General features: G+C 54.7%; 20 protein-coding genes. 8 read left to right on the top strand and 12 right to left on the bottom strand.

What is annotated here, in order from left to right; translation table 11 throughout:
- The first annotated feature begins 204 nt into the window (after positions 1–204).
- Positions 205–1,380: an SGNH/GDSL hydrolase family protein gene (locus tag MKX42_RS29585; RefSeq protein WP_340756744.1), complete on the top strand. Its 1,176-nt coding sequence runs from the start codon at positions 205–207 to the stop codon at positions 1,378–1,380.
- Positions 1,381–1,554: 174 nt separating this feature from the next.
- Here MKX42_RS29585 and MKX42_RS29580 read toward each other — a convergent pair whose 3' ends face one another.
- Positions 1,555–3,234, bottom strand: a complete 1,680-nt coding sequence (locus MKX42_RS29580; RefSeq protein ID WP_340756743.1) for a helix-turn-helix domain-containing protein — start codon at positions 3,232–3,234, stop codon at positions 1,555–1,557.
- On the bottom strand, positions 3,231–5,069 hold the full coding sequence (locus MKX42_RS29575; RefSeq protein ID WP_340756741.1) for a sensor histidine kinase: 1,839 nt from the start codon (positions 5,067–5,069) through the stop codon (positions 3,231–3,233). Before MKX42_RS29575 ends, MKX42_RS29580 begins: the two co-directional genes overlap by 4 nt.
- Positions 5,070–5,202: 133 nt before the next feature.
- Between MKX42_RS29575 and MKX42_RS29570 the strand changes: the two genes are divergently transcribed.
- From MKX42_RS29570 to MKX42_RS29560, 3 genes are read left to right on the top strand one after another with little or no spacing between them, the layout of a single operon-like run.
- The gene (locus MKX42_RS29570; RefSeq protein ID WP_036731275.1) at positions 5,203–6,084 is read left to right on the top strand and encodes a carbohydrate ABC transporter permease; all 882 of its coding nucleotides are present in this window, start codon (positions 5,203–5,205) and stop codon (positions 6,082–6,084) included.
- A complete protein-coding gene (locus MKX42_RS29565) occupies positions 6,084–6,917 on the top strand; it encodes a carbohydrate ABC transporter permease (protein WP_340756739.1) in 834 nt (277 codons plus the stop codon). The genes MKX42_RS29570 and MKX42_RS29565 overlap by 1 nt, the downstream gene beginning before the upstream one ends.
- A 59-nt stretch (positions 6,918–6,976) precedes the next feature.
- A complete protein-coding gene (locus MKX42_RS29560; RefSeq protein WP_036731279.1) occupies positions 6,977–8,281 on the top strand; it encodes an ABC transporter substrate-binding protein in 1,305 nt (434 codons plus the stop codon).
- A gap of 193 nt (positions 8,282–8,474) precedes the next feature.
- Here MKX42_RS29560 and MKX42_RS29555 read toward each other — a convergent pair whose 3' ends face one another.
- Positions 8,475–8,663, bottom strand: coding sequence for a hypothetical protein (locus MKX42_RS29555; protein WP_340756737.1), 189 nt, complete (start codon positions 8,661–8,663; stop codon positions 8,475–8,477).
- A 125-nt stretch (positions 8,664–8,788) separates the two neighbouring features.
- Between MKX42_RS29555 and MKX42_RS29550 the strand changes: the two genes are divergently transcribed.
- Complete coding sequence (locus MKX42_RS29550; RefSeq protein WP_340757887.1) at positions 8,789–9,715, top strand: LysR family transcriptional regulator; 927 nt, start codon at positions 8,789–8,791, stop codon at positions 9,713–9,715.
- A gap of 177 nt (positions 9,716–9,892) precedes the next feature.
- Here the strand turns inward: MKX42_RS29550 and MKX42_RS29545 are convergent, their stop codons facing one another.
- Complete coding sequence (locus tag MKX42_RS29545) at positions 9,893–10,729, bottom strand: AraC family transcriptional regulator (protein ID WP_340756736.1); 837 nt, start codon at positions 10,727–10,729, stop codon at positions 9,893–9,895.
- Positions 10,730–10,848: 119 nt separating this feature from the next.
- Here MKX42_RS29545 and MKX42_RS29540 point away from each other — a divergent pair, with 119 nt between their 5' ends.
- Complete coding sequence (locus MKX42_RS29540) at positions 10,849–12,879, top strand: beta-galactosidase (protein WP_340756734.1); 2,031 nt, start codon at positions 10,849–10,851, stop codon at positions 12,877–12,879.
- 88 nt (positions 12,880–12,967) lie between these two features.
- Here MKX42_RS29540 and MKX42_RS29535 read toward each other — a convergent pair whose 3' ends face one another.
- The 3 genes from MKX42_RS29535 to MKX42_RS29525 are packed head-to-tail and all read right to left on the bottom strand — an operon-like array spanning position 12,968 to position 16,932.
- Positions 12,968–14,155 (bottom strand): Ger(x)C family spore germination protein, encoded by a 1,188-nt coding sequence (locus MKX42_RS29535; RefSeq protein WP_340756732.1) that lies wholly within the window; start codon positions 14,153–14,155, stop codon positions 12,968–12,970.
- Positions 14,148–15,251: a GerAB/ArcD/ProY family transporter gene (locus MKX42_RS29530; RefSeq protein WP_340756730.1), complete on the bottom strand. Its 1,104-nt coding sequence runs from the start codon at positions 15,249–15,251 to the stop codon at positions 14,148–14,150. The genes MKX42_RS29535 and MKX42_RS29530 overlap by 8 nt, the downstream gene beginning before the upstream one ends.
- A gap of 28 nt (positions 15,252–15,279) precedes the next feature.
- Complete coding sequence (locus MKX42_RS29525) at positions 15,280–16,932, bottom strand: spore germination protein (protein WP_340757886.1); 1,653 nt, start codon at positions 16,930–16,932, stop codon at positions 15,280–15,282.
- Positions 16,933–17,170: 238 nt separating this feature from the next.
- Here MKX42_RS29525 and MKX42_RS29520 point away from each other — a divergent pair, with 238 nt between their 5' ends.
- Complete coding sequence (locus MKX42_RS29520) at positions 17,171–17,728, top strand: DUF1273 domain-containing protein (RefSeq protein ID WP_340756728.1); 558 nt, start codon at positions 17,171–17,173, stop codon at positions 17,726–17,728.
- 124 nt (positions 17,729–17,852) lie between these two features.
- On the opposite strand, the gene MKX42_RS29515 is transcribed toward MKX42_RS29520, so the two are convergent.
- Positions 17,853–19,310 carry an amidase family protein gene (locus MKX42_RS29515; protein WP_340756726.1) on the bottom strand — a complete coding sequence of 486 codons (1,458 nt, stop codon included), beginning with the start codon at positions 19,308–19,310 and terminating at the stop codon, positions 17,853–17,855.
- 427 nt (positions 19,311–19,737) lie between these two features.
- On the opposite strand from MKX42_RS29515, the gene MKX42_RS29510 reads away from it, so the two are divergent.
- Positions 19,738–20,664, top strand: coding sequence for a DUF6612 family protein (locus MKX42_RS29510; RefSeq protein ID WP_340756724.1), 927 nt, complete (start codon positions 19,738–19,740; stop codon positions 20,662–20,664).
- 108 nt (positions 20,665–20,772) lie between these two features.
- On the opposite strand, the gene MKX42_RS29505 is transcribed toward MKX42_RS29510, so the two are convergent.
- The 4 genes from MKX42_RS29505 to MKX42_RS29490 all read right to left on the bottom strand — a co-directional run bounded on the left by MKX42_RS29505 (position 20,773) and on the right by MKX42_RS29490 (position 24,448).
- Entirely contained in the window at positions 20,773–21,510 is a 738-nt protein-coding gene (locus MKX42_RS29505; RefSeq protein ID WP_340756722.1) for a hypothetical protein, read from the bottom strand.
- Positions 21,511–21,655: 145 nt separating this feature from the next.
- Positions 21,656–22,171 carry a hypothetical protein gene (locus tag MKX42_RS29500; RefSeq protein WP_340756721.1) on the bottom strand — a complete coding sequence of 172 codons (516 nt, stop codon included), beginning with the start codon at positions 22,169–22,171 and terminating at the stop codon, positions 21,656–21,658.
- 178 nt (positions 22,172–22,349) lie between these two features.
- Positions 22,350–23,780 (bottom strand): HAMP domain-containing sensor histidine kinase, encoded by a 1,431-nt coding sequence (locus MKX42_RS29495; RefSeq protein ID WP_340756719.1) that lies wholly within the window; start codon positions 23,778–23,780, stop codon positions 22,350–22,352.
- Positions 23,768–24,448: a response regulator transcription factor gene (locus tag MKX42_RS29490; protein WP_340756717.1), complete on the bottom strand. Its 681-nt coding sequence runs from the start codon at positions 24,446–24,448 to the stop codon at positions 23,768–23,770. The genes MKX42_RS29495 and MKX42_RS29490 overlap by 13 nt, the downstream gene beginning before the upstream one ends.
- Between the last annotated feature and the right edge of the window lie 98 nt (positions 24,449–24,546).

The raw sequence follows: 24,546 nt of genomic DNA, 5'->3' as shown, positions 1-24,546 counted from the left end.
GGGCTATGGCGAATTGTTGTCCAAAATGCAGCATTTCAGCTTCCTTGGGCCAATCAGCGGCAAAATGCCTGCATTTGGTGCAACATTGCACCGGAACAGCCGATTTTACGGCATCAGTGTTGCAGATAGTGCAACATTAGTCGGGCAGGAGTCGTGGAAAAGTTGGGTTAAAGTAGCAGAAATAGAATAGAGGAGTCGATAACTATGAACAATATTGAGAACAGTCTAGGCGGAGTACTGAGCCAGCCGGAGTTCACCTCGGCCACCGCGCTGTCTACAGCCGCCAATTATATTATGAACGCGCCGGAGCCGTTCACTCATACGTACCGCACCTATATCCGGCTGCGGGAGAACGGGAGCCTGACGCTGAAGTTCTGGCATAGCAATGCGGTGGATTCGACCTGGGATCTGGGCGCGGATGCCGTAGCCAGTGAACCGGGCGGCGAATGGAGCATCGAAGCGGCATATGTCGCCGATGGCGGAGCCGCGCCGGACGGCAGCATTGTGCCGGGATCGCAGGTACCGGTTACCTTCGGCGGTGGACGGACGCGGTGTGTGGAGCCGGGCGGGCAGTTCTGGAGCGACGAAGCGCTTCTGGAGCTGCCGGAGGGGCATATGCTGGCCTTCACCTGGACCTTGAAGACGGCTGACGCAGGCAAGTCCTTCCCCTACAATGTAGAGGGAATGCTGGTATCCGGCTATGATGCGCCGGGTAATCTGGCCGCTCAGGAGTCTGCGGATGCGTTCAGAGAATCGGACAAGCTACAGGTCCTCCCAAGCTTCCTGGGCTACAAGAAGGGCGTAACAAAGAAGCTGGTATTCCTGGGTGATTCCATCACGCAGGGCGTACGGACGGCCAAGGATCAATACACATACTGGGCGGCAAGAATTGCAGAGGGGCTGGGCACACAGTTCGGACTGTGGAACGTCGGCTCCGGCTGGGGCCGGGCTTACGATGTAGCCACGGACGGACCTTGGCTGCATAAGGCGCAGCAGGGTGATGAAGTGCTGATCGTGCTGGGCGTGAATGATCTGGATATCGGCCAGCGCCCGGCAGATGAATTATTAGGGGACTTAGCACACATTATCTCCCGGATCAAGGAAGCACAGCCGGAGGCAGCGGTAATTCTCAGTACGGTGCCACCTTTCAATTTCGAGGGGGGGCGGGAAATCCATTGGCGGAAAGTGAATGATTGCATCCGTACATGTCCACCGGCCGGAGTGGACCGCGTATTCGACATGGCCGCCGTGCTCTCTGTTGCGGCTCCCGCTGACCATAGAATTAAGCCGGAATACATGAGCGACGAGTTCGACCCGCATCCAAACGGTGCGGCGGGCAAGGCGGTGGCGGAGGCTTTTCTGGCGTGGTACAGAGGTTAGCCAATGTTAACAGCAAACGGACTCCAGTAAGTTAGTAGAGCATCAGCTCTTCATCTGTGGGTGGGTGAAGAGGCTTGAAGGACTAATAGGGTGAAGTAACCGGGCCGAATGTAGGCGGAAAACCGAATACATTCTCCCCCAGTAATCAGCATCCATCCACCACCCAGGCAGAGCCTAATGCTCCGCCTGATCCCGGTAGTCCTTGGGCGAATGGCCGGTGTGCTTTTTGAAGACCTTACTGAAGTATTTGACGTCGTGGAAGCCGACCATTTCTGAGATCTGGGCCAGCTTGAGGCCCGGATTCTGCATCAGCAGCTTGGCCTTCTCGATGCGGACACTGACGATGTAGTCGGAGAAGTTGATGCCGTATTCCTGCTTGAACCGGCGTGAGACATACTCGCGGCTGACCTGGAATTTGCCCGCCACCTCCTGAAGGGAGAGGTCAGACGGGTAGTTCTGCTCGATGTACTTTACGATCTCCGTCATCGGGTTCCGTTCTTTCTGCTGTCTGTCCGCGAGCGCCCGGGATAACTGCTGCATGAATGCCAGAGACCAGTCGCGCCAGGCGAACAGGGAGAAGGAATAGCCGCTGGGCTGCGGAGAGGGGTTCTGCAGGTCCCCATGCTCAAGCTCAGCCAGCACGTTAGCCGCCTGGCTGCCAAGCGCTTCCCGGACCAGACGGGAGCGAAACAGCAGCGCATCGGACTTCCAGTCGTTCAGCATCTGCGGGGTAACAGCGCCTCGGCGGCTCAGCTCCTGAGTCCAGTGCTGCGCCGCTGCGGTCAGAGCTTCGGGCGTCCCGCTGATGACTGCCATCCGCCAGTCTTCCTGGACATCGGTGAAGCTCAGCTGAATCGCACTCTCCCGCTTATCCCGCTGCTTCCCGCCCGTCACCGCACCCACATCAGCCCCCCCGCTGGGCAACGCCCCCGCCCCCGCAAAATGGCAGTAATCCTCATGCCTAAGCAGATTCCGCCGCAGCAGCGCTTCGGCGGCTTCGGCGCGTCCAGCCGGCAGATGCGCGGGGAAGGCGCCCGGCGTGCTGATTCCGAAATGCATGCGGAATTGCAGCGTCAGGAAGATGCCCTGATTCATCCGGCTGATCAGCGAAGTGACGGATTCATGCGGCTCCCAGAGCAGGATGGCAATCTCCGGCGGCCCTCCCCAATAGCGGAATGCGATGCCCGTGCCCTGCTGCTGCAGAAATTCATTGCAGATGTTCACGATGGCGTAGTAGAGCAGCTCGCTGTCGCCGCCGAAGCGCCGCAGCAGCGGATTGTTGCCGCTGTCCGTCTGCACAAGGAGCAGGCGCGAAATCTTAATGTCCGGCGGAAGGATGCCGTCATGGATCAGGCGGCGCAGCGAGGCCTCGGCATTCACCCTGTCATCGATCAACGCGGACAGCAGCTTCTCCCCGAAGATCGGCTTGATCTCATTCAGCCGGAGGCTCTGGTGCTGGCGGAGGCTGCGTTCCGCCTCCTCGGCCCGCCAGGCGGTTACCGCCTTGGATACCGCGCTGTTAATCATATCCGGCTCAATCGGCTTCAGGATATAATCGATGCCGCCATGGCGGACGGTCTGGCGGACGAAGTCGAAGTCATTATGCCCGCTGACCACAATGAACTTGGTGCTGCCTGCGAATTCATCCACCCAGGTCATCAGCTCCAGGCCGCTCCCGGACTCCATCATCATATCCATAATGACCAGCGCTGGCTTCTCCTGGCGGATTAGACCGATGGCCTCATTGCCGTTACCGGCCTCCAGAATCTCCTCAATCTGATGGGCCTCCCAGTCTACCAGCAGGCGGACGGCCTTCCGGACTCTTGCTTCGTCATCTACAATCAGTGCCTTCATATCTGTTCACTCTCCACTACGATATCGATTTCCAGGCGGATGATTACCCCGCCTGCCTTCAGATTATCCACGGTCAGCAGGGCGTTATCCCCGCAGACCAGCCGCAGCCTGGCCAGCACATTCCCGAGGCCGATGCCCGCCCCCGGAGCATCGCGTCTGCTGGGGCTGTCCTGTCCGGCGTTCTGCAGCAGCTCCCGTTCTTCAGCGGTGCTGGACTGCTCCAGCTCCTTGCGCAGCGCCTCCAGCCTGCCTGCCGGAATGGGGAGCCCATTGTTGGCGATGCTGATCTCCATCCGCTCCGGGGTTAGCCCGGCCACGTTAATCTCCATGTATCCGTCCTGCCTGTCAAGCTGGAAGCCGTGCTTGAAGTAATTCTCCACAATCGGCTGGAGGATCATTTTGGGCATCAGCGCCTGAAGCAGCGGCTCCTCCACCTCACAGCGGAAGCTGAACTTATTCTCAAAACGCTCCTTCTGCAGCTGGATATACGCTTTGACATGGTCCAGCTCACTTTGGACCGTCACCACCTTCTCATCATTGTACATGCTGTAGCGCATCATTTTGGCCAGAGCCGAGAGCAGGCCGTAGATCTGCGGCACCTTCAGCTCCAGAGCCAGCGTACCGATAATCTGGAGAGTGTTGTTCAGAAAATGCGGATTAATCTGGGACTGGAGCGCCCTCAGCTCATGGGTCCGGCTCGCCAGCTCCAGCCTGTACTCCCGCAGGATCAGGTTGTTGATTGTGTCCATCATACTGCGGAAATGCTCGGTGACCACGCCGATCTCGTCGTTGCCCGCCGGTCGGATCTCAATGTTGAGATTCCCGGTCTGGACCTGATTCATATACCGGGTCAGTTGCTTGATCGGCGCTGTAATCCGGAAGGAGACGAGGACCGTCAGGACAATGATTGTCACCAGCAGCAGCGCCAGCAGCAGCAGGTTGATCGCGGCGGCCTCCTTGGCTTCGCGGAACAGGTAGGAGACGGGAATCTGCTTGACGAGTATCCAGCCGAGGCCGATGCTGTCGATTTTTTGATAGATGAATACGGAGCTGTCTTGTTCAAAATAACCCTGCAACTGCGTGCTGTCCGCAATCTGAGTGTTATACCAATCAGCATTCAGCGGTTTGCCGAGCAGCCCGGAATCATGACTGTAGACCAGCCTGCCGCTGCTGTCCACCAGGTAGAGCTTCTCCTGATCCTGCTCGTACAGCTGGTCCACAATCTCACTGAGGGCAGCCAGCTTGACATCAATCGACAGATAGCCGAGTGCCTGAGAGGTAGGGACACGCTCGATTCTGCGGTGCAGCGTAAAGACCGGCTCCGGTATGAACTGCGTTAACGGCAGCCTTAGCCCGTATGCGTTGCTCAGATGCGTACTCTGAACGCTTACCGGCGAGCTTCCGCTCAGACTGGACTGGTGGTAGGGTGCAGCAGCCAGCCAGCGCTTGGGTGTTGTGTTGTCGGTAATCAGCGTAGCCTTCGAGTCTTTCACACTGTATAAGTACACCTGTGAGAGGTGGGGCAGCGAGGTGGAGATATAGCTGAGCGAGTTATAGATGGCAATATCGGAGGACAGATCGTCGTACCCTGCTTCAAGCAGCCGGTAGAAATCGCCGTCCGAATACACGTTCAGCGACAGACGGTTGATCTCCTGCAGCAGACTGTTAATGTTCTTGTAGCCCTGATAGAGCAGATTCTTATTCTCATCCACCGCGCGGTCCCGCAGCGACTTGGTGGTATGGGAATAGCTAACATACATCGTAGCCATAATGCAGATTAAGGTAGGCACAAGCAGGAAGACGATCAGCTTCGTGCGGATACTGGTCCATTTCATGGGGCGGGTCACATCCAGGTCAATATTTTACACCCTAAAGATCACTTGTGTAGGTGTAAGAGGCTCTGCAAAAAACAGATAATATCTTTAGATCATAAACAAGTGAGTGAGTAAAAGAAAGGGGGGCCATAACATGCGCGGCAATAAATTGTCCCAATTCGGTCAGCAGGTATTTTTCGTTGGCCCGGCATTATTGTTTTTTACCTTGATCATGATAATTCCGTTTCTGATGGGGATGTACTACTCCTTCACGGATTGGAACGGCGTATCCGGTAATGTAAGCTGGGTCGGCTTTGAGAATTTTAAAAGTATTTTTACGAATGATCACGATTTCTGGTCATCCTTCTGGTTTACCGTGAGATTCACCGTGCTGGGTGTGATCTTGACTAACATAGTAGGCTTCTTCCTGGCCTATCTGTTGACCAAACCTTTGAAGACACGCAATATGCTCCGGACCATTTTTTTCATGCCGAATGTGATCGGGGGCCTGCTGCTCGGGTTCATCTGGCAATTCATCTTCATCAAAGGCTTCGCCACGATGGGCGATCTTACGGGCCTGTCCTTCTTCAACCTTCCCTGGCTCGGGGATGCGACCACCGGCTTCTGGGCGATTGTCATGGTCTTCATCTGGCAGTCCTCCGGTTATCTGATGGTCATCTACATCGCTTCACTCAGCAACGTCTCCAAAGAGGTGCTCGAAGCTGCTGAGATTGACGGCGCCTCCCGGATGCAGGTGCTGCGTAACATCATTCTTCCGCTGATTATGCCTGCGGTTACAATCGGACTGTTCCTGGCGATCTCCTGGTCCTTCAAAATGTTCGACCTGAACCTCTCGCTGACCAAAGGCGGACCGTTCAAATCTACGGAATCAGTAGCGATGAACATCTATAACGAAGCCTTCCTGAACAACCGTTATGGTCTGGGTACGGCTAAGGCGCTGTTATTCTTCCTCATTGTAGCGCTGATCACTGTCATTCAGGTTCGTATAACGAAGAGTAAGGAGGTAGAAGCTTAATGAATGCCAAGACCAAAAGCAGATGGAATATCGGCATTGAAGTGATGATGATCCTTCTGGCGCTTCTGTTCCTCTCTCCGTTCTACTTCCTGCTGGCGAATTCGGTGAAATCCTTCGGCGAGATTCTGAGCGACGCGGCCAGCTGGCCGCAGAGCTTCATGTGGTCGAACTATACGAATGCCTGGAAGCTGGCCCGGTTCTCCGAGGCCTTCCGCAACTCGCTGATTATTACGATCATCAGTGTAGCGCTTATCTCGCTGTTCAGTGCGATGGCGGCGTACCGCATGGTGCGTGCCAATAACCGGTTCAACCAGATTCTGCTGCTGCTGATGGTAGCGGCGATGGTGGTTCCGTTCCAGACGATTATGATTCCGATCCTGAAGGTTGTGAACGTCCTGGGCGTGAATAACTCCTTCACAGGTCTCATTATCTCCCATCTGGGCCTCAGCATTCCGATGGCGATCTTCCTGTTCCACGGCTTCATCAAGTCTGTGCCGCTGGAGATTGAAGAGGCGGCCACGGTGGATGGCTGTAACCCGATCTCGGCATTTTTCCGGATTGTATTGCCTCTCTTGAAGCCGATGCTGATGACCATTATCGTGCTGAATGCGCTGGGGATCTGGAATGACTATCTGCTGCCGTCCCTGATTCTTCAAGCACCCGGACTGCGGACGATTCCGCTGGCGACCTTCTCCTTCTTCGGCCAGTATACGAAGCAGTGGGATATGGCGCTTCCGGCACTGACCATCGGGATTGCCCCGATCGTCATCTTCTATCTGTTCATGCAGCGTTACATTGTTGAGGGAATAGCGGCTGGCTCGGTGAAGGGTTAATTCACCGGGCTCCCGTTCCACATAAGAAGCAGTTAAATTATTCAAGGGGGAAATATCTAATGAAGAAGAAACATTCTGCACTGATGATGTCATCCGTAATGCTAATGTCAGTAGTGCTCGCGGCTTGTGGCGGCAATGCCGATAAGTCTGCCTCAAATAATGCTTCGAATGGAAGCGCTGGCAACAGCGGCGCTGTGAAGACGGTTAAGATTTTCCAGTTCAAGACTGAGATCGTGGAAGGCCTGAATGAGCTGAAGGTGGAATTCGAGAAAGAGCATCCTAACATCAAGCTGGATATCCAGACGGTTGGCGGCGGCGCAGACTATGGTGCAGCGCTCAAGACCAAATTCGCTTCCGGCGATGCTCCTGATATCTTCAGTAACGGCGGGTATGCCGAAATGGCACTGTGGCAAGACAAACTGGAAGACCTGTCCGATCAGCCTTGGGTGAAGGATCTGATTCCACTTGCAGCAGAGCCTATGACCAAGGACGGCAAAACCTACGGGATGCCAATGAACCTTGAAGGAATCGGTTATGTATACAACAAGGACCTGTTCGCCAAGGCCGGGATTACAGAGACGCCAAAAACCATTTCACAGCTTGAAGAAGCAGCTAAAAAGCTGCAGGCGATTGGCGTAACTCCGTTCGGCAACGCTTATCAGGAATGGTGGCTGCTGGGGATTCAGGGGATTAGCGTAGCTTTTGCACAGCAGGATAATGTGGATGAATTCATCAAGGGCCTGAACGACGGAACTGCATCCATTGTAGGGAATGAGAAGTTCAAGGATTGGAGCAACCTGCTGAACCTGACGGTAAAATACGGCCAGAAGAATCCGCTGACCACCGATGCCAATACTCACCTGGCACTGTTCGCCAAGGGCGAAACGGCTATGATGCAGGAAGGCAACTGGGCACAGACGCTGGTAGATAACATTACGCCGGACATGAACATCGGGATGTTCCCAATGCCAATCAACGATGATGCGGCGATGAACGATAAGCTGTCGGTGGGCGTTCCGGCGAACCTGGTAGTGAACAAGGAATCCGGCTCCAAGGAAGAAGCGAAGACGTTCCTGAACTGGCTGGTCACTTCGGATATGGGGAAAGAGTATATCGTGAAGAAATGGAAGTTCATTCCTGCGCTGTCCACCATTCCGGCAACCCCTGAGGATATCGGTCTGCTGGGTGCGGATGTCTGGAATTATGTCAAAGAAGGCAAGGTCTACGGGCTGCAAGCCTCCAAATTCCCGGATGGCGTTACACAGGAATTCGCCAGCTCCATTCAGGAATTGATTGCCGGCAAAGTGGATGAAGCCGGTTGGGAGAAGGGCATGCAGGCTGCCTGGGATAAGCTGAAGAAATAAGCAGCAGCGCTTGAGTAAGCGACGCTCCAGTCTCTCTCCGAATAGGAGGGGAGGCGGGGCGTCCTTTGTGTAAATATAAGAATTTATGTGTTGCACACGATAACTTATCCTTCTATTTCTCGCTGAAACGGTACCGTCCTTTAAAAGGACGGCAAAGCCGTTTCCACTTGATCCGGCGGCGGAGGGCCAATCATCAGGCGGAAGGATAGCGTCTTTTTCTAATGGCAGAGGAGTGGAAGGGGGTGACCTGGGGAGTCTGGGACTGTGCTTGCCGCAGCCTGTCCAGCAGGTCATAGACGGTAGTGATGTGCTTCGTATCTATAGTTAATGCGGTATCTTCCGTGCTGCCGGGGATCTTGAAATTCCACTGTTTATTTCCCATGAGTATCACTCCTTCTTTGGTATTTTTATCATAATCGGTGGAGCGGATCATGTATAATGAAGGGAAATGATGGTGGCCATCACTGCGGCTGATGGGTGATCCGGGGGGAGCGATGCGGCGTGGATATGGGTCTTCTCAAAGTGTTTCTGGCGGTTGCCGAAGAAGGAAGTATCTCCAAGGCAGCCCAAAGCCTGAACTATGTGCAGTCGAATGTGACTGCGAGAATTCAGCAATTAGAGCAGGAGCTGAAGACTCCGCTGTTCTACCGGCATAGCCGGGGAATTACCTTGACCTCGGCAGGACGGACGTTCAAGGAGTACACGGTCAAGATTCTTAATCTGCTGGATGAAGCCAAGCTGGCGGTGCTGGATTCGCCGGTTCCCACAGGCTCGATTAGGGTCGGCTCGGATACGACGGCGGCAGTGTGGTTGCCTGCCATCCTGTCCACTTACCGCGGGTGCTACCCGGATGTGGAGGTTCATCTTAAGGTGGGACGGGCGGGGGAGCTTATCGAGTCGGTTCTGCAGCATAACGTGCAGGGAGCCTTAATGGACGGGCCGGTGGAGCACCCGGAGCTTGTTCAGGAGCTGCTCATCCAGGAGCGGATCGGGCTGGTGATTCCCGATACAATGGATTATCAGGGCATCCGCTCTGTTCATGACAAGACCCTGCTGATGCTGAATTCAGAATGTCTGTACCGTAACAGGCTGGAGAGCTGGCTGGCGGAAGAGGGCGGACGGCTGGGCAAGGTGATGGAGTTCGGGACGATGGAGGGATTACTCGGCTGTGTAAGGGCGGGGATCGGTTACGCGGTGCTGCCGTTATCCTATTTCACGCGGATGAATGTCACGGAGGGCATAAGGATCTATCCATTCCCCGAGCAGTATGCAGAGGTGCCAACGGTATTCATCCGGCGGCGCGACCTCTATATGACGAGTGCGTTCCGGGAGTTCATAGAAGAGCTGAAGGCAGGTCTGCCGGAAGCGGTGACTTGTACAGACACGCTGCAAGGCGGCGGCGGTGCCGGTGCCGTGGAGGAACAGGCACAGTGAAGTCATAAGCGTAGTATAAGAATAAGATGCGAAACAAGCGGTGTAGCTGGCTCTCGCAGAAACGGATACCCTCCATTTATAAGGAGGGTATCTGTTTCTGTGTTTGTATACAATGGGCGGCTGCGAAGGCGATAGGCCGAATGTATGCGAAAAACCGAATACAATCTTACGTGCTACTCAGTGCAGCTTCCTGAACTGCTCCGGCGTAACCGCTGACTGCTTGCGGAAGGTGGCTACGAAATGGCTGACATCGCGGAAGCCGACCAGCTGCGAGATGGCCTTGACGGTAAGCTCGGGCTTCGCGACCAGCAGCTCCTTGCTCTTGCGGATGCGCAGCCGGACGAAATAGGCATAAGGCGATAGCCCGAAGGTCTGCAGGAACAGGCTGTTCAGATATCTGCCGGACACCTCAAGCCGGGAAGCGAGATCACTGAGGCCTACCTCAGGATCGCCATAATGGCTGTCCATCCATTTCAGCAGCGGCTGAAGCTTGTCTACATTGCGGGAGATTGCCGTGTTGTTATGAAGCTGTCCGTACTTGTTCAGGGTCAGCAGGAACCGGTAGGCATCGCTGGATTCCCCCAGACTGAACATGTCATTCGAAGCATCGTGGCGGTCCAGCATCTCCCTTAGCATCCAGCGCAGCGGTGCCCCGCTCTCCCAGCGGTAGAACAGACTGGTGTTCATCCCGAGCGAATCCAGAATATGCCGGGCTGAGGTCCCTCCGAAGGTGAGATAATAGGTGCGCCAAGTCTCTGAGGAGAGCGCTTCATAGCGGTGCGCTGTTCCCGGCATCAGCAGAATGCCGCTGCCCTCGGTGAGGGTGAGCTTCTTGTTGTCGAAGTGGATCATCCCGCTGCCATGCGCCGTCTGCAGCCAGTGATAGGTGTGATAGCCTTGCGGCCGGGAGACTTGTTCCTGATCAGGGTTATACCCCATACTGTCGAGGGTGATGGGGAGCAGCTGGCCGCTCTCCTGGGCGAATACGATTCTGCGGACGGCATCCAGTGACATTCCGGTTCATCTCCTGTTGTTCCATATTATTATATTTCAATTCACTAATATTATATTTATAGCGATAGAGGTAGCGATTAAAATAAGAATATACTTATACTATAAAGGATGTGCTTAGCGTGATCAACGAGAAGTTACCTAAGATCTGGTACGGTGGAGATTATAACCCGGAGCAATGGGACGCCCCGGTCTGGACGGAGGACGAGCGGATGTTCAAGCTCGCGGGTATAGATGTGGCAACTATCAATGTGTTCTCCTGGGCGCTGATTCAGCCGTCTGAGGATACCTACGATTTCACGGGTCTGGATGAGTTAATCGACCGCTTATATAAGAACGGCACATATGTATGTCTGGCTACGGGTACAGGAGCACATCCGGCCTGGATGGCTCACCGCTATCCTGAAGTGACACGGGTGGATGTCCAGGGCCGCAAGCGCAAATTCGGCGGGCGTCACAACTCCAATCCGAACAGCGCAGTCTACCGCAAATATGCGGCGCTGCTGGCCGGTAAGCTGGCTGAGCGCTATAAGGATCATCCGGGCCTGGTGGCCTGGCATATCTCCAATGAATACGGCGGCTACGATTACTCCGAGCAGTCCGAGGCTGCTTTTCGCATCTGGTTGAAGGACCGTTACGGAACGCTGGATGCGCTCAACAAAGCCTGGAACACCCGGTTCTGGGGCCATACCTTCTATGACTGGGAGGAAATCGTTGTTCCGAATGAACTCAGTGAAGAGTGGGGCGGCAACCGGACCAACTTCCAGGGGATTTCTCTGGATTACCGCAGATTCATGTCGGATAGCCTGCTGGAATGCTACATCCTTGAATATGAGGCGATTAAGCAGTACAGCACGGATGTTCCAATTACGACTAACCTGATGGGCTTCTACCCGGAGCTGGACTATTTCAAATGGGCCAAACATATGGATGTGATCTCCTGGGACAACTATCCGTACTTGGACACGCCGGTCAGCTATACGGCGATGACGCATGATCTGATGCGCGGCCTGAAGAACGGCCAGCCGTTCATGCTGATGGAGCAGACGCCAAGCCAGCAGAACTGGCAGCCGTACAATTCCCTGAAGCGCCCCGGTGTCATGCGCCTTTGGAGCTACCAGGCGGTAGCGCGCGGTGCCGACACCGTGCTGTTCTTCCAGCTGCGCCGGTCCATCGGCGCTTGTGAGAAGTACCACGGAGCCGTCATTGAGCATGTAGGGCATGAACATACCCGCGTATTCCGTGAATGCGCCGAGCTGGGCCGGGAGCTGGAGAGCCTTGGCGGCGAGCTGCTGGATGCACGCAGTGCGGCGCAGATCGGGATTATCTACGACTGGGAGAACCGCTGGGCGCTTGATCTCTCCAGCGGCCCGTCCGTTGCACTGAAATATGTGGACGAGGTCCATAAGTATTATGACGCGCTCTATCAGCAGAACATCGAAGCGGACATGATCGGAGTAGAAGAGGATCTGTCGAGATACAAGATTGTCATTGCACCGGTGCTGTATATGGTGAAGCCGGGCTTCGCCGAGAAGGTCGAAGCCTTCGTCCAGGCAGGCGGCACCTTCATTACGACGTATTTCAGTGGGATCGTTAATGAGAATGATCTGGTTACGGTTGGCGGGTATCCGGGAGAGCTGCGCAAGGTGCTGGGCATCTGGTCCGAGGAGATCGATGCTCTGCTGCCGGGCATGAGCAATGAAATCGTGATGAATAAGGAATGGGGGGCCCTGAACCGTTCTTATGCCTGCGGCCTGCTCTGTGACCTGATTCATCCCGAAGGCGCAGAGGTGCTCGCCCAGTATGGCGCGGATTTCTATAAAGGCATGCCTGCCCTAACGGTGAACAGCTTCGGCGCTGGTAAGGCTTATTATGTGGCCACCAGCCCGGACGCGGCCTTCCTTAGCGGCTTCCTCGCTAACCTGTGCGCGGATAACGGCATTGTGCCGCTGGTCAGCGCCCCGGAAGGCATTGAGTCCGTCCAGCGTGTGAAGGACGGCGTGTCCTATCTGTTCCTGCTGAACCATTCAGCAGAGGAGCTTCGGGCGGATATCGGCGCCGGCGAGCGGACCGATCTGCTTACCGGGAAGAAGTTCAGCGGCTCCACTCCAGTTCCTGGCCGTGGAGTACTGATTCTCTCAGACAAACAGTAAGGCACGACAAAGCTGTCCCGAAGGCCGTTCATTACACACGGCTGGCCGGGACAGCTTTTTTTATACAGATTCACTTAAAAGGATTATTCTATTGTGTGAAGGAGCCGAAGTCCGTAATCTTCAAATCAACGGTGACATGAATAGGGGTCCGGCTAAACGTCTCGTCCCAGTGATCCTCAAGCTTCTTCCATAAGGCGGGTTCCTGAATGCTGAGCCTGGTGGAGAATCCGGCTGCATCTGCTTTGTAATCAGACTGCAGCTTGTGAAACAGGCCTTCCATCATCCGCTCCAGCCGCTCCTTGAACAGCTTCTCTGCTTTTTGGGGTAGATGGGTGGCTGCAGGATATTCCTCTACGTTCCAGGTTTCGCTTAGCCTTCCTTCCGTTACAAGCTTGACGTCGAAGGACAGCTCGCCGCCGTCTGCTTTGGCAGTGATTTTACTCTTCATGGACTTGAGTTCATAGGTAATCGGCTCATTGTTCCAGTCGTAGGTCTTGATGACCCCGCTTTGCCCCCCGTTGGTCAGCCAGCTCAGACATTCGGTTTCCTCCTGATTCAGCGGGCCCACCCAGTGCCCGGTATCTCCCTTGATGACTCCGGCTCCCGAGAATTCTACCTCCCCATTCGCCGTTACCAGGTTCTGCAGTGCATAACTGCGTTTGGAGTGCATATAGGCATCCATTTTCGATAAAATAACAGGGTCCAGCACCTTGCTGGTTCTCTTCTGATTGCGCAGCATATCTCTGATGTGAAAGGCAGGAATTTCATTTTTTTGCTTCGCGACCATGGTGTCTGCTGCGCGGCCTTGGCTTAAGAACACCATCGTGCTGGGACGGATATCATTATCCCGAAGGACGAAATCCATTAACTGGTTTATCCTCTGCTGCTTGAGCAGTTCACTTGAGATCACTATAACCTTGAGGTGATGTCCGATAATCGGCCGTTCACGCAGAATCGAATATTGACGGAAGATCTCCAGCACAGAATCTCCGGTTCCGGTTACATTCATATAGGGTGGACTGCTGCTGTTACCTTGTTTATCTACCCCTCCTACAGAGTTAGCGGGAACCATCTGCACAGTGGCGGTAATCTTATTCTTTTTATAATAAGTAGCGCCCTTGTCCTCCAGCTCCTGTTCTGTGGGCGAGAACTCTCCGACATCCAGAGCCAGCCCTGCGTATAGGGCCAGATCCTCAATCTCTTTACTGCTCCAGCAGGAGGTCAGTGTGGCAAGGATTAGCAGACTGCACAGCACCACCAGGATTCGTCTACACATGCTGCTTCAGCCCCTTCACCCGGATGAGCCAGACGACAGAGAGCAGGACAGGCACCAGCAGGAACAGCCCCAATCCCATCTTGCCTATGGTATCTCCGAGTGCGAACAGATCGCCTAAGGATTTGGGCAGCATCGCCGAGATGAACAGCAGTGGGACCAGCGCATAAATAATCGGGTGCACCTTAAGCTTGAAGATCTGTGAGAGACCCAGCGAGGACTGGAAAAAGAAGCTGCTGAAGTTGCAGAACATCTGCATCAGCCAGATGACCATGAACGGGAATTCCAGACGCTCGAAGAAAAATCCCGGTACCTCGAAGCTGCGCAATAGATCAATAGTGGGCCAGGTGCTGGTAATGGTGGAATCAATAGAGATGCCTCCGATCACTATAATGATGGTCAGGAAATAGATGGACATCAGGATGGCCAGGCCGCCAAGCATAGCTTTGACAGCCTTTTTGGGGTCCTCCATGAATGCCACAAGCGTCATAGTGACTTCACAGCCGGTGAATACAAGCACGGTGGATTTGAGCCCGGCGAAGACGGGGGACCATCCCTTGCCGAGTACAGGACGCAGATTATCGATATCGAACATCCGCAGGCTGAGCACGAAGGAGATGAGCAGAATCATAATGCTGATCGGAAAAACAATGGTGTAGACACGGGCAATAGAGTTGATGCCTCCGTACACGAGGTAGGTGCTCAGCCAGAGAAAAGGAAGGATGACTGCCCAGATCGGAGTCCCCTCCAGCAGAAAAAACAGGGTAACCTCAGCCAGTGTACGGATCTCAAAGCCGGCGATAGTGATGAAATACAGGATTAACAGCATGGACAGAATGCCGCCGATGAACCGGCCGGTCAGCAGCCTTGAGTACTGAAAGACGGTTTTTCCCGGAAATTGCTGGCTGATCTTCACCATAAGGAGGACAGCCAGCATCACAATGGCCCCGCCGAGCAGGGTGGAGATCCAGCCGTCCGGGGTTCCGGCACTCTTGCTCACGCTGCGCGGCAGTGTGAGCACACCCGCGCCCAGCAGTGTATTGTTCAGGAAAATGGCCGTTTGTGTAGCAGAAATTTTATCATCGGTACGTATGAACATACTGCATTCCTCCTTATGCCAGGCGCGGTCATGATCTTCGTTTACTCTGCTTAGTCTTCATCATTTTCGGTCTGCGCTTCATCAGTGCCATCGGAGCGCGCAGGAACAGATCCTTCCAGTCACTGAGCCGGAACGGGGAGAGCGGGGTCAGATAAGGCACTCCGAAGCTCTTGAGCTTGGTCAGGTGGCAGCAGATCAGCAGGAAGAACAGAATGGTCCCGTACATTCCCAGCACCGAGGCGAACAGCATACCGGCGAAGCGCAGCATCCGCAGGGTGATCCCGGCGCTGTACATCGGAATGGAGAAGGAGGAGATGGCGGTTACGGCGACCGTAATGACCAGGAACGGACTGACGATCCCCGCCTGGACCGCTGCATCACCGATGATCAGACCGCCGACGATGCCCATCGCCGGACCAATCGGCTTCGGCAGCCGGATGCCTGCTTCCCTAAGGATCTCAATGGCGACCTCCAGAATTAGCACCTCAATCAGCGAGGGAAAGGGCACTCCCTGCCGGGTTTTGATGATCGTAATCGCCAGCTCTGTAGGAATCAGCCCCGGATGAAAGGAGATGAATGAGATGTACAGGGCCGGAGCCATCAGGGCAAAGAAGGAAGCGCCAAAACGCAGCAGCCGTAGAAGTGTTCCCGGCAGCCAGCGCTCATAATAGTCTTCCGGTGACTGCAGCAGCATGCTGAAGGTTACCGGTGCGATTAGCACAAAGGGCGTGCCGTCCAGCAGAATGGCGACCCGTCCTTCCAGCAGGGCACTGATGACCCTGTCCGGCCGTTCTGTATTCTGCAGCTGCTGGAACGGACTGAGATAATTATCCTCAATGAGCTGCTCGATATAACCGGATTCAGCCAGGAAATCCATATCGATTTTGGAGATCCGGTTCTTGATCTCCTCCAGCAGGTCGGGATTGACGATATCCTTCATGTAGGCCACAACGATCTCCCTTTCAATAGCGGTCCCTGCCCGGAAGGATACCATCTCAAGCTGATCGCTGAGGCCCTGGCGGCGCAAAATAGAGGTATTCTCGCTGAGCACTTCCGTGAAGCCCAGTCTGGGGCCGCGGAGCAGGGCTTCGGAGACCGGCTCGTCCGCCTGGCGGCTGGGAGCACCGGGCATCTCGATCAGGAGCCCGCAGCGCAGCCCTTCGATCAGGAGGGCGGCATGGCCGAAGAGGACAGACTTATTGAAGTCCCTGATATGCTCTTCTTCTCTAAGCTCGCTGAAAGGAAGACGATGCCCGGCCATTTCAACAGAAGACTGTGAACCGGCAGGCATCTCATGCATCAGGTATTGCATGACTTCCATACTGAGCAGCCGGTCACTCTGCATCCCGTCGACATGGATGACGACTCCTTGTGCACCTGTGTTCGCATTTGTGAATGCTCTGAAATGGACATCGCTGTTGTTGCCGATGCCGGATTTAACCGCCTGCAGGTCAGCCTGGAGATCACCGGTAAACCGGGCGGAGGATTCCTCTGGAGCCAGCGGCGGCGGCTGCTGCGCAGGAAGAGTTCTTGCGCCGTGCCCGATCTGGCCGCGTCCGCTGCCGACCAGCTTGTAGAGCGATTTATAGAGATAGGCCAGGAGCAGCGGAACAAGCATAGCCACGCCCGCCTGGGCGAAGATTGCCCAGCCGGGTATATAGGATAGAATCATACCGAACAGTGTAATCATCCCCAGCTCTCGAATTTGGGTATAACGGAGTATGAGCTTTCATCTTCATGCAGTTTTCCAAACTTTATCTAAATTTACTCGTAAATACCGAAAATAATTTAGCACGGTGAGTCCGGCTTATATGCTCCCCGGTTCCGGCAGCCCTGCCACGTGAAATAAGATATAATGCTTAGAGTACAGGTTGTTCCATACATTACGGAATGAAGCAGTCAGGAGAGAGGCGGGGCACATGAAGACTTTACTGGTCACAGGCTACCGGGCCCATGAGCTCGGCATTTATGACAGCAAGCATCAGGGCATTCCCTATATCAAAAAAGCACTCGCGAACCGGATTATTCCGCTGGTGGAGGAGGGACTGGAATGGGTTATCACTCCCGGGCAATATGGCGTCGATCTGTGGGCTTGCGAGGTGGTGCTGGAGCTGAAGCAGCAATACCCCGGGTTGAAGCTGGGCATTATTACAGCTCATGCGTCACCGGAGGAGAAGTGGAAGGAAGAGAAGCAGAATGAATACCGCCGCATTGTTGCCGGAGCCGACTACTACGGAGCCGTTAGCAATGCACCCTATGACGGGAGCTGGCAGTTCAAGGCCAGAGATGATCTGCTGTTGCGCAAAAGCGACGGGATTCTGTTGTTCTACGACGAGGATGCAGCGGAGAGCAGTGCGAAGTTCACCAAAGAGCGGGTCGTGAAGCTTCATGCCGAAGGTAATTATGAGCTGCATCTGATGCATGCAGAGGAGATTCAGAGCATTGCCGATGAAGAGAACCGGCATGACTATGATTGAGAAGGGGGTGCGCAGCTACGAGCTGCGCACCTGGGGCCTGTCCCATGAAGGCAACAGGCATATGGGCATAGCCGCAGATTAGGCATTGTATTATGAATAATAGAGTACATAGAGTGAAGCGGGATCAGATGAAGCTTCGAAGTGAAGGCGGCTTGCGCACCTTATAGTTCTGCTCATAAGCATAGGCGAGTCTGATAAGCACCGGTTCTTCATAGGCCCGGGCGGAGAAGGTTACGCCGAAGGGGGCACCGGCTGAGGTATAGCCTGACGGCACAACGATGGACGGATATCCCGCTCTTGAGGTAATCCGTGCACCGAAGTCAGCGGGGAACAGCAGGGCATCAAGCTGATGCTCGCGCATGGTAGCGTCGATCCCCAGCTCCTTGCAGAGCCTGAGATCCGTCATGCGGTCACGCAGATATTGCGGCTCAGTGAAGGTGCCGGAGGTCGTAAGTTCGGCATCGAGCAGGGTAGCTTGCCCGAACTTCAGCGTCTGGACCGGATGGGCATGATTGAAATCAATAATATCCTTCAGGGTGCGCATCGGTGCACCTGGACCCAGGCGGGCCAGGTAGGCGTTCAACGAGGTTTTGAATTCATTCAGTACCACGGATGAATAGCTGATCTCCCGCGCCGTTGTAATCTCGGCCGGATCGATGATGGTTGCTCCGAGCTCCCGCATTCTCTCCACAGAGGCATTGAACAGCGCAAGCTGCTCCTCCGTCAGTTCCTCGAAGTAATAATCGCGCGGAATTCCGATTCTTGCTCCCCGCAGACCGTCCGCATCCAAAAAAACAGTATAATCCTCATGAACCTTACCTCTGTTCGTACCCATCGCCGCATCTCCGGTATCCTGACCAAGCAGAGCATTCAGCAGAAGGACGGCATCCCGGACCGTTCGTGCCATGGGCCCGGCGGTATCCTGCGTGCTGGAGAGCGGCAGAATACCCGAGCGGCTGATCAGCCCCACCGTGGGCTTAATACCGATAATAGAGCCAAGATTGCCGGGATTGAGGATGGAGCCGGAGGTCTCTGTTCCAACGGAGACGGTGCAGAAATTACAGGCTACCGCTACTGCGGACCCGGCGCTGGAGCCGCCTGTCGGTGTGGAGATGTTATAGGGGTTAAGCACCTGCCCGCCCCGGGAGCTGTAGCCGGAGGGCATGCCGTTTGTCATGAAGTTAGCGAATTCCGTCATATTGGCTTTGCCCATAATGATAGCACCCGCCTCGCGCAGCCTGCTGACGATGAAGGCATCCTCTCGGGCAAAAGAATCGGCCAACGCGAGCGAGCCCGCGCTGGTATGCATGTTATCCCCGGTATTAATGTTATCCTTCAATAGCACGGGGATGCCGTGCAGCGGTCCGCGCGGCCCCTGATGCAGGCGTTCGGCATCCAGGGATTCAGCGATGAACAGCGCATCCGGATTAATCTCCAGCACGGAATTGACGGTCAGGCCGCTTTTGTCATGATCGGCAATGCGCTCCAGATACATCAGGACTAATTGTCTGGACGTGATCTCACCAGTATCCAGAGCAGCCCCAATCTCCGCTATGGTAGCCTCTACGATTTCAAAACTCATGCGGTCCACGCTTCTTTCCCTTTAGGATTTATATAGATTGTTCTTGTAAGTTTTTCGGACCGGGAATGCGTGACTCCAAAGAATGTTTGGTCCTCCGGCCGCTGTATGCGGTAGAAATCGGGTGACTGCTGATGCTTCCGAAGCTAGCTTCCTACGGAAAGCTTTCAGGCGGACGCTACCGCTCCTACAGTTCCAAAATTCTCTTCCGTCACTTTCCTTGTCCTTGTGTTTCCAAATTCAATCTATATATTGGTTTCTCCATATATAAGCACAGTTTTGCCAGTCTTCATAGTGTTGTTTTGCGGGCGGGACGACGCTAACTTTGGATGTAACTTTTAAACGGCTGATTAAAAGGAGGGCTCCTGTGGTTAAATACATCACAAGATTTAACAATACTACTTGCTGATATGACTAGGAGGAATCGAACTTGAAGAAATGGACTACGATATTTATGGGTGTTATGCTAACTGCTGCCTTGGCTGGCTGCGGCAATAATGAGGAACTCAAACCCTCGGAGGGGGCTGCAACAGCTGCGCCTGCAGGGAGCGCGGCTCCAGAAGCTTCTGCATCGGCTGCGCCTGCTGAACAGACATCGGATGGAGTTCCAAGTGTAGAGGATTTGATTAAGAAGACGGTTGCTGCGTCGGATCAGCTGAAGAGCTTCGCGATGGAATCGCAAGTGAAGCAGAAGATCAACGTGAAGAAGGGCACAGAGAATAACGAGCAAGATACCGATATGACCACGAAATCCGAATACATCAAGGACCCGGTAATGATGCATCAGGAGGTGCTGATGAAATCCGCTCAAGGCGACCAGAAGTTTGAGCAGTATGTGACTGCGGACGGCTTCTATTCGCAGATGAACGGTCAATGGATGAAGCTGCCTGCTACGATGGGTCAACAGGTCCTTACGGCTATGCAGCAGTCCTCTAACCCGGAGAAGCAGTTGGAGCAATTCAAGGCGATTTCCGAAAAGACGAAGATCACGGAGGATGGCGATAATTATCTGCTGAGTGCAGAGGTATCCGGCGATGACGTCAAGGAGCTGGCGAAGTCTTATATGAACCAGAACGGAGGCTCCGATCAGCAGATGGCTGCCATGATGGAGCAGATGAACATCAAGAGCATGAATATCGCGTATGCGGTGGATAAGAAGACTTATTTCCCAACCCGTACAGATGTTACCATGGTCATGGATATGACCACCGGAGACCAGACGGTATCCATTGATATGGATATGAAGGCGACCATCAGCGATCACAACAAGGTTGATGAGATCAAGATTCCGCAGGAAGCGCTGGACGCGAAGGAAGTTGAAATGCCTTCAGCACCGTCAGCCCCAACAACGCCGTAACAGGCGTATCGGGCTGAATAGCAATGTAGCACATGGAAACGGCGCTGCCGTCCTTAACAAGGACAGCAGCGCCGTTTTTTTTTGCATAAGTTGTTTTGCGGGGCATTTTTATAAATTAAACGAGTTGCTGAGCATACCAAAGGCTGCACCGGCAATGACGGAGGTGATCAGCTTGTAGAAAATATATCCGGTCACAATGTTAGCGAGGGCAATCGGGTATAAGGTGTCAATTCCCCTGCTGCCTGCGGTGTTCAGCGGATATTGGAACAAAGCCGTATTCATGCTGATGAAGACGAACAGGAAGGACAACGCCACCAGTGTGGTCGAGAAGGAGTGCAGGCTGACAAGTAGTGTGAGAATCGCCAGCACCAACAGCGCCACGGCCGGAACGAGCAGCGTCCCCATTCGGGTAATCAGCAATTTAAAATCGAAGCTGACCTTCTCCAGCCGGAGTACGGCATAAGTAGCTCCGCAAGCAACGGCAAGACCTACAGCCGTCATTAGCAGCGGCTTCAGGAAGCCGGGGCCGAAGATGGCTGAGACATCCCATTTGATGAACAGGGTGAGGAAATATAAGGCCGTCAGCAAGGCCGTAAGCCCCATAGTGATCAGGCTGTTCATGAAATGGGCTACAGGAATTTCCCTCATTGTACTGTACGGGCGGGTAAGGGCTCTCAGGTAAAAGCTCCAATACTGCTTGCCTACCGCCTGTGCCTGTTGTACACGTTCATCCTTGAGCAGATTATTGAACTGCTCAGTTACTTTGCGCTGGGGCTGCGGTTGCCGGGGTTGGTTGTTTGGCCCATCAGGATTCGTGAAGGGGGTTCCGCCTTCCGGATTGTTCATGGTGATTCCTCCTTGTGAAATATATGGAAAATGCCATTGGCTATAGTATAAGGGGACTCACCGGGAAATTCTATAAATTTGCCGGAATATGCAGCAATTCATGCGAAAAAGCCCGTTAATCGTCGATTAACGGGCCGGGGCCATTCTATTCCTGTGGTTCGTCCGCCACCCGGACAAAGCCCTCTTCAGCGAGATATTCCTCCGCTTCAGCCACCGTCTCGAAGGCCATTTCAAGCTGCAGTCCGGCATAGAGATACCACAGATCCTCTTCGAATCTCAGGCTCAGCGTATGGCCATCCTCATTCGTCCACAGCGACTGCGCTTCAGCTGCGACAGTTTGCGCTTTTTTCTTTCTTTTGGAAGGGGCCGGGGCCTCGGGAATGTACATCAAGAGAGAGGTGATGGACGCATCCAGCAGCTCGCGCAGCGCAGCCTCCGAATAATCGCGGATGTTAACCAGTCCCTTATCATCCGTCTCATAGCCCCGCAGCAGCCCGGCATAGACGAAGCCGTTCCCGTTCGGGTGAATATGCGAAGCCACGGTCTTCTTATCGTGACGGCTCTGCTCCAGGTGATAGTTCACCCGTCCCAGCGAGACCTTCCGCGCTTCGAGCTGGGGATAGGAATCAAGAATAGCTAATTTCTGTTCAAAAGTAAGCATATACGCCTCCGGTTTCCACTTGAAATATAAGAATTTATATGTTTTACGCTATAAATTATCCTTCTATTTCTCGCTGAAACGGTCCCATCCTCTAAAAGGACGACAATGCCGTTTCCACTTGTAGTCAGTTGATTATAACACGCAGTGTGGCGCGGGACTACAGGCGTGCTTCCTAGGCTCATGACTCTGCCAGCGGGAGCCGCAGCACGAAGGAGCAGCCCTGCGGCTGGTGGCTGCCCAGCTCCAGACTGCCGCCCATGGCCTCGGCCAGCAGTCTGCTGAACGTCAGGCCCAGCCCGAGTCCGCGGAGAAGGCTCTGCTTGCCCGAGCTGCGGTAGAAGGCTTCGAAGATCCGTTCCCGGCTGTCCGGATGGATGCCCGGCCCGTTATCTGTAACGGTGATTTCAGCCTGCCCCTCCGGCGTAGCCGTAAGTTCAAGCTTCAATTGAAGCTTGCGGTCCGGCGTCTTCGCCTGCAGGCTGTTGCCCAGCAGATTCACAATAATCTGCTGGATGCGAAGCGGGTCTCCCCGCAGCACAAGCGGGGCCTCCGGCAGCAGCAGGATGGGCTTATTGACCTCCTCGCTCTGGGTCAGCATCCATTGATAGAGGATCTCCTCCAGCAGCGGCGCTGCTTCAAGGTTATCATGACGGACGGCAACCATGCCTGCGGTCAGCGCATTGTAGTCCAGCAGATCGGCGACCATATGCTGCAGCCGTTCGGTCTCAAGCAGAGCGATATCGAGGAATTCATTGGCCTCCTCGCCTTCGACAACGCCCTCGCGTACTGCATGGAGCAGTCCTTTGATTGAGGTGACCGGCGTCTTCAGCTCATGGGAGACGCCGGCCAGCATGATGGCCCGCGACTGCTCGAACTGCTGCAGCTTGCCCGCCATCTCCTGGAAGGAGACGAGGAGTTCGTGAATCTCTCGCTCTCTGGCCCCGGTCTCAAGCACGATATTATACTGGCCGCTGCTGATCTGCGCGGCGGCGGCGGCTACCCGCTGAACCGGCTTGGCCAGCTTGATCGACAAGAGATAGATCGTCAGCCAGCTTAAGATAATCAGGAAGACGATGATGATCGAGAAGAAGGTGATCTCCTCTGTCGGAATGTGGCGCAGAGAGCGCTTGGACTGCATAACCAGCACTTGCCCCAGCGTGCCCTGGTCCCCCTGGATCTGCGCGGCAGCGGCCTTGTATTCCGAGGTCCGCGAATCGGTCAGGCTATCATTGAGCTTGTACCGCATCTCCTCGTCCGTCATCGGGGGCTGGGAGTACAGCAGCTCGCCTTCTGATCCGGTAATGATTACGCACATCTCCTCGTTTACTTTAAAGAAGCGTTTGCGGTCCTCCACCAGCTTATTCAGGCCCCTGGTAATGGCTAATTGACCGTCTGTGTCCACGCTGCGGTCAGCGATCTCCTGCGCCAGCAGGGCGGTCGTCTGCATCCGGTTGCTCATCGCCTCCTGCTGAATCCACCAGAAGGTGAACAGTGCCGTCACCAGCAGACCGATGCTGATGATCAGCAGATACCTCAGAGTCCAGTAAGTGAGAATGGAGGTGGTCTTCTTCTTGTTGCGTTTCCTCTTACTCTTATTTATGTTGTCCATAATTGATATCCTGTTCCTCTCAGTGTGCGGATCTCGCCCTCGCGTTCCGGCCAGTGCGACAGTGCCTGACGTAGCCGCTTGATGGAGAGATCAACGGCCCGGTCGCTTCCATCGTAATCCATCTCCCATACATGCTCCAGCAGCTGGTCACGGGTGCAGATCTGATTCGGGCGCTCGGCCAGGAACAGCAGTACCGACATGTCGCGCGGGCTAAGGCTGACCTCTGCCCCGTTCAGAAAGATGCTGCGCGCCGAGAAATCGATGAACAGACTGCCGAAATGGCGCTTGCGGCTGCCGTCCGACCACTGCGAGGGACGGCGCAGTACCGCCTTCACCCGTGCGACCACTTCCTCGGGAATGAAGGGCTTGGACATATAGTCGTCGGCACCGCCGTCCAGTCCCGCGAGCCGGTCATTGATGCCGTCGCGGGCGGTGAGCATGATGACCGGGCAGCTGCTCCGCTCACGGATGAGCTGCAGCAGCTCGAAGCCGTCCATTTCCGGCAGCATGATATCGAGCAGGACCAGCGAGGGAGGCGCCTCCCCGAAGGTGTCCAGGGCACTCCGGCCGTCTGCGGCCCGGGTGACGTGGAAGCCTGCTTTTCGCAGATAGGCACTTAGCACCCGTGCGATGGCTTCTTCATCCTCAACGATTAGTATCGATTTCATCAGCTTCAGTCTCCTAGTTAAAAGTACGACAATTCTATCACATTGCAGGCCGGTATGCTTTGACTTATTCCCGACATATTCCTTTGGTAGAATGGGAG

The sequence above is a fragment of the Paenibacillus sp. FSL R7-0204 genome (assembly GCF_038002225.1).
GTDB lineage: Bacteria > Bacillota > Bacilli > Paenibacillales > Paenibacillaceae > Paenibacillus_AQ.
This window is presented reverse-complemented; position numbering and strand designations above follow the sequence as displayed.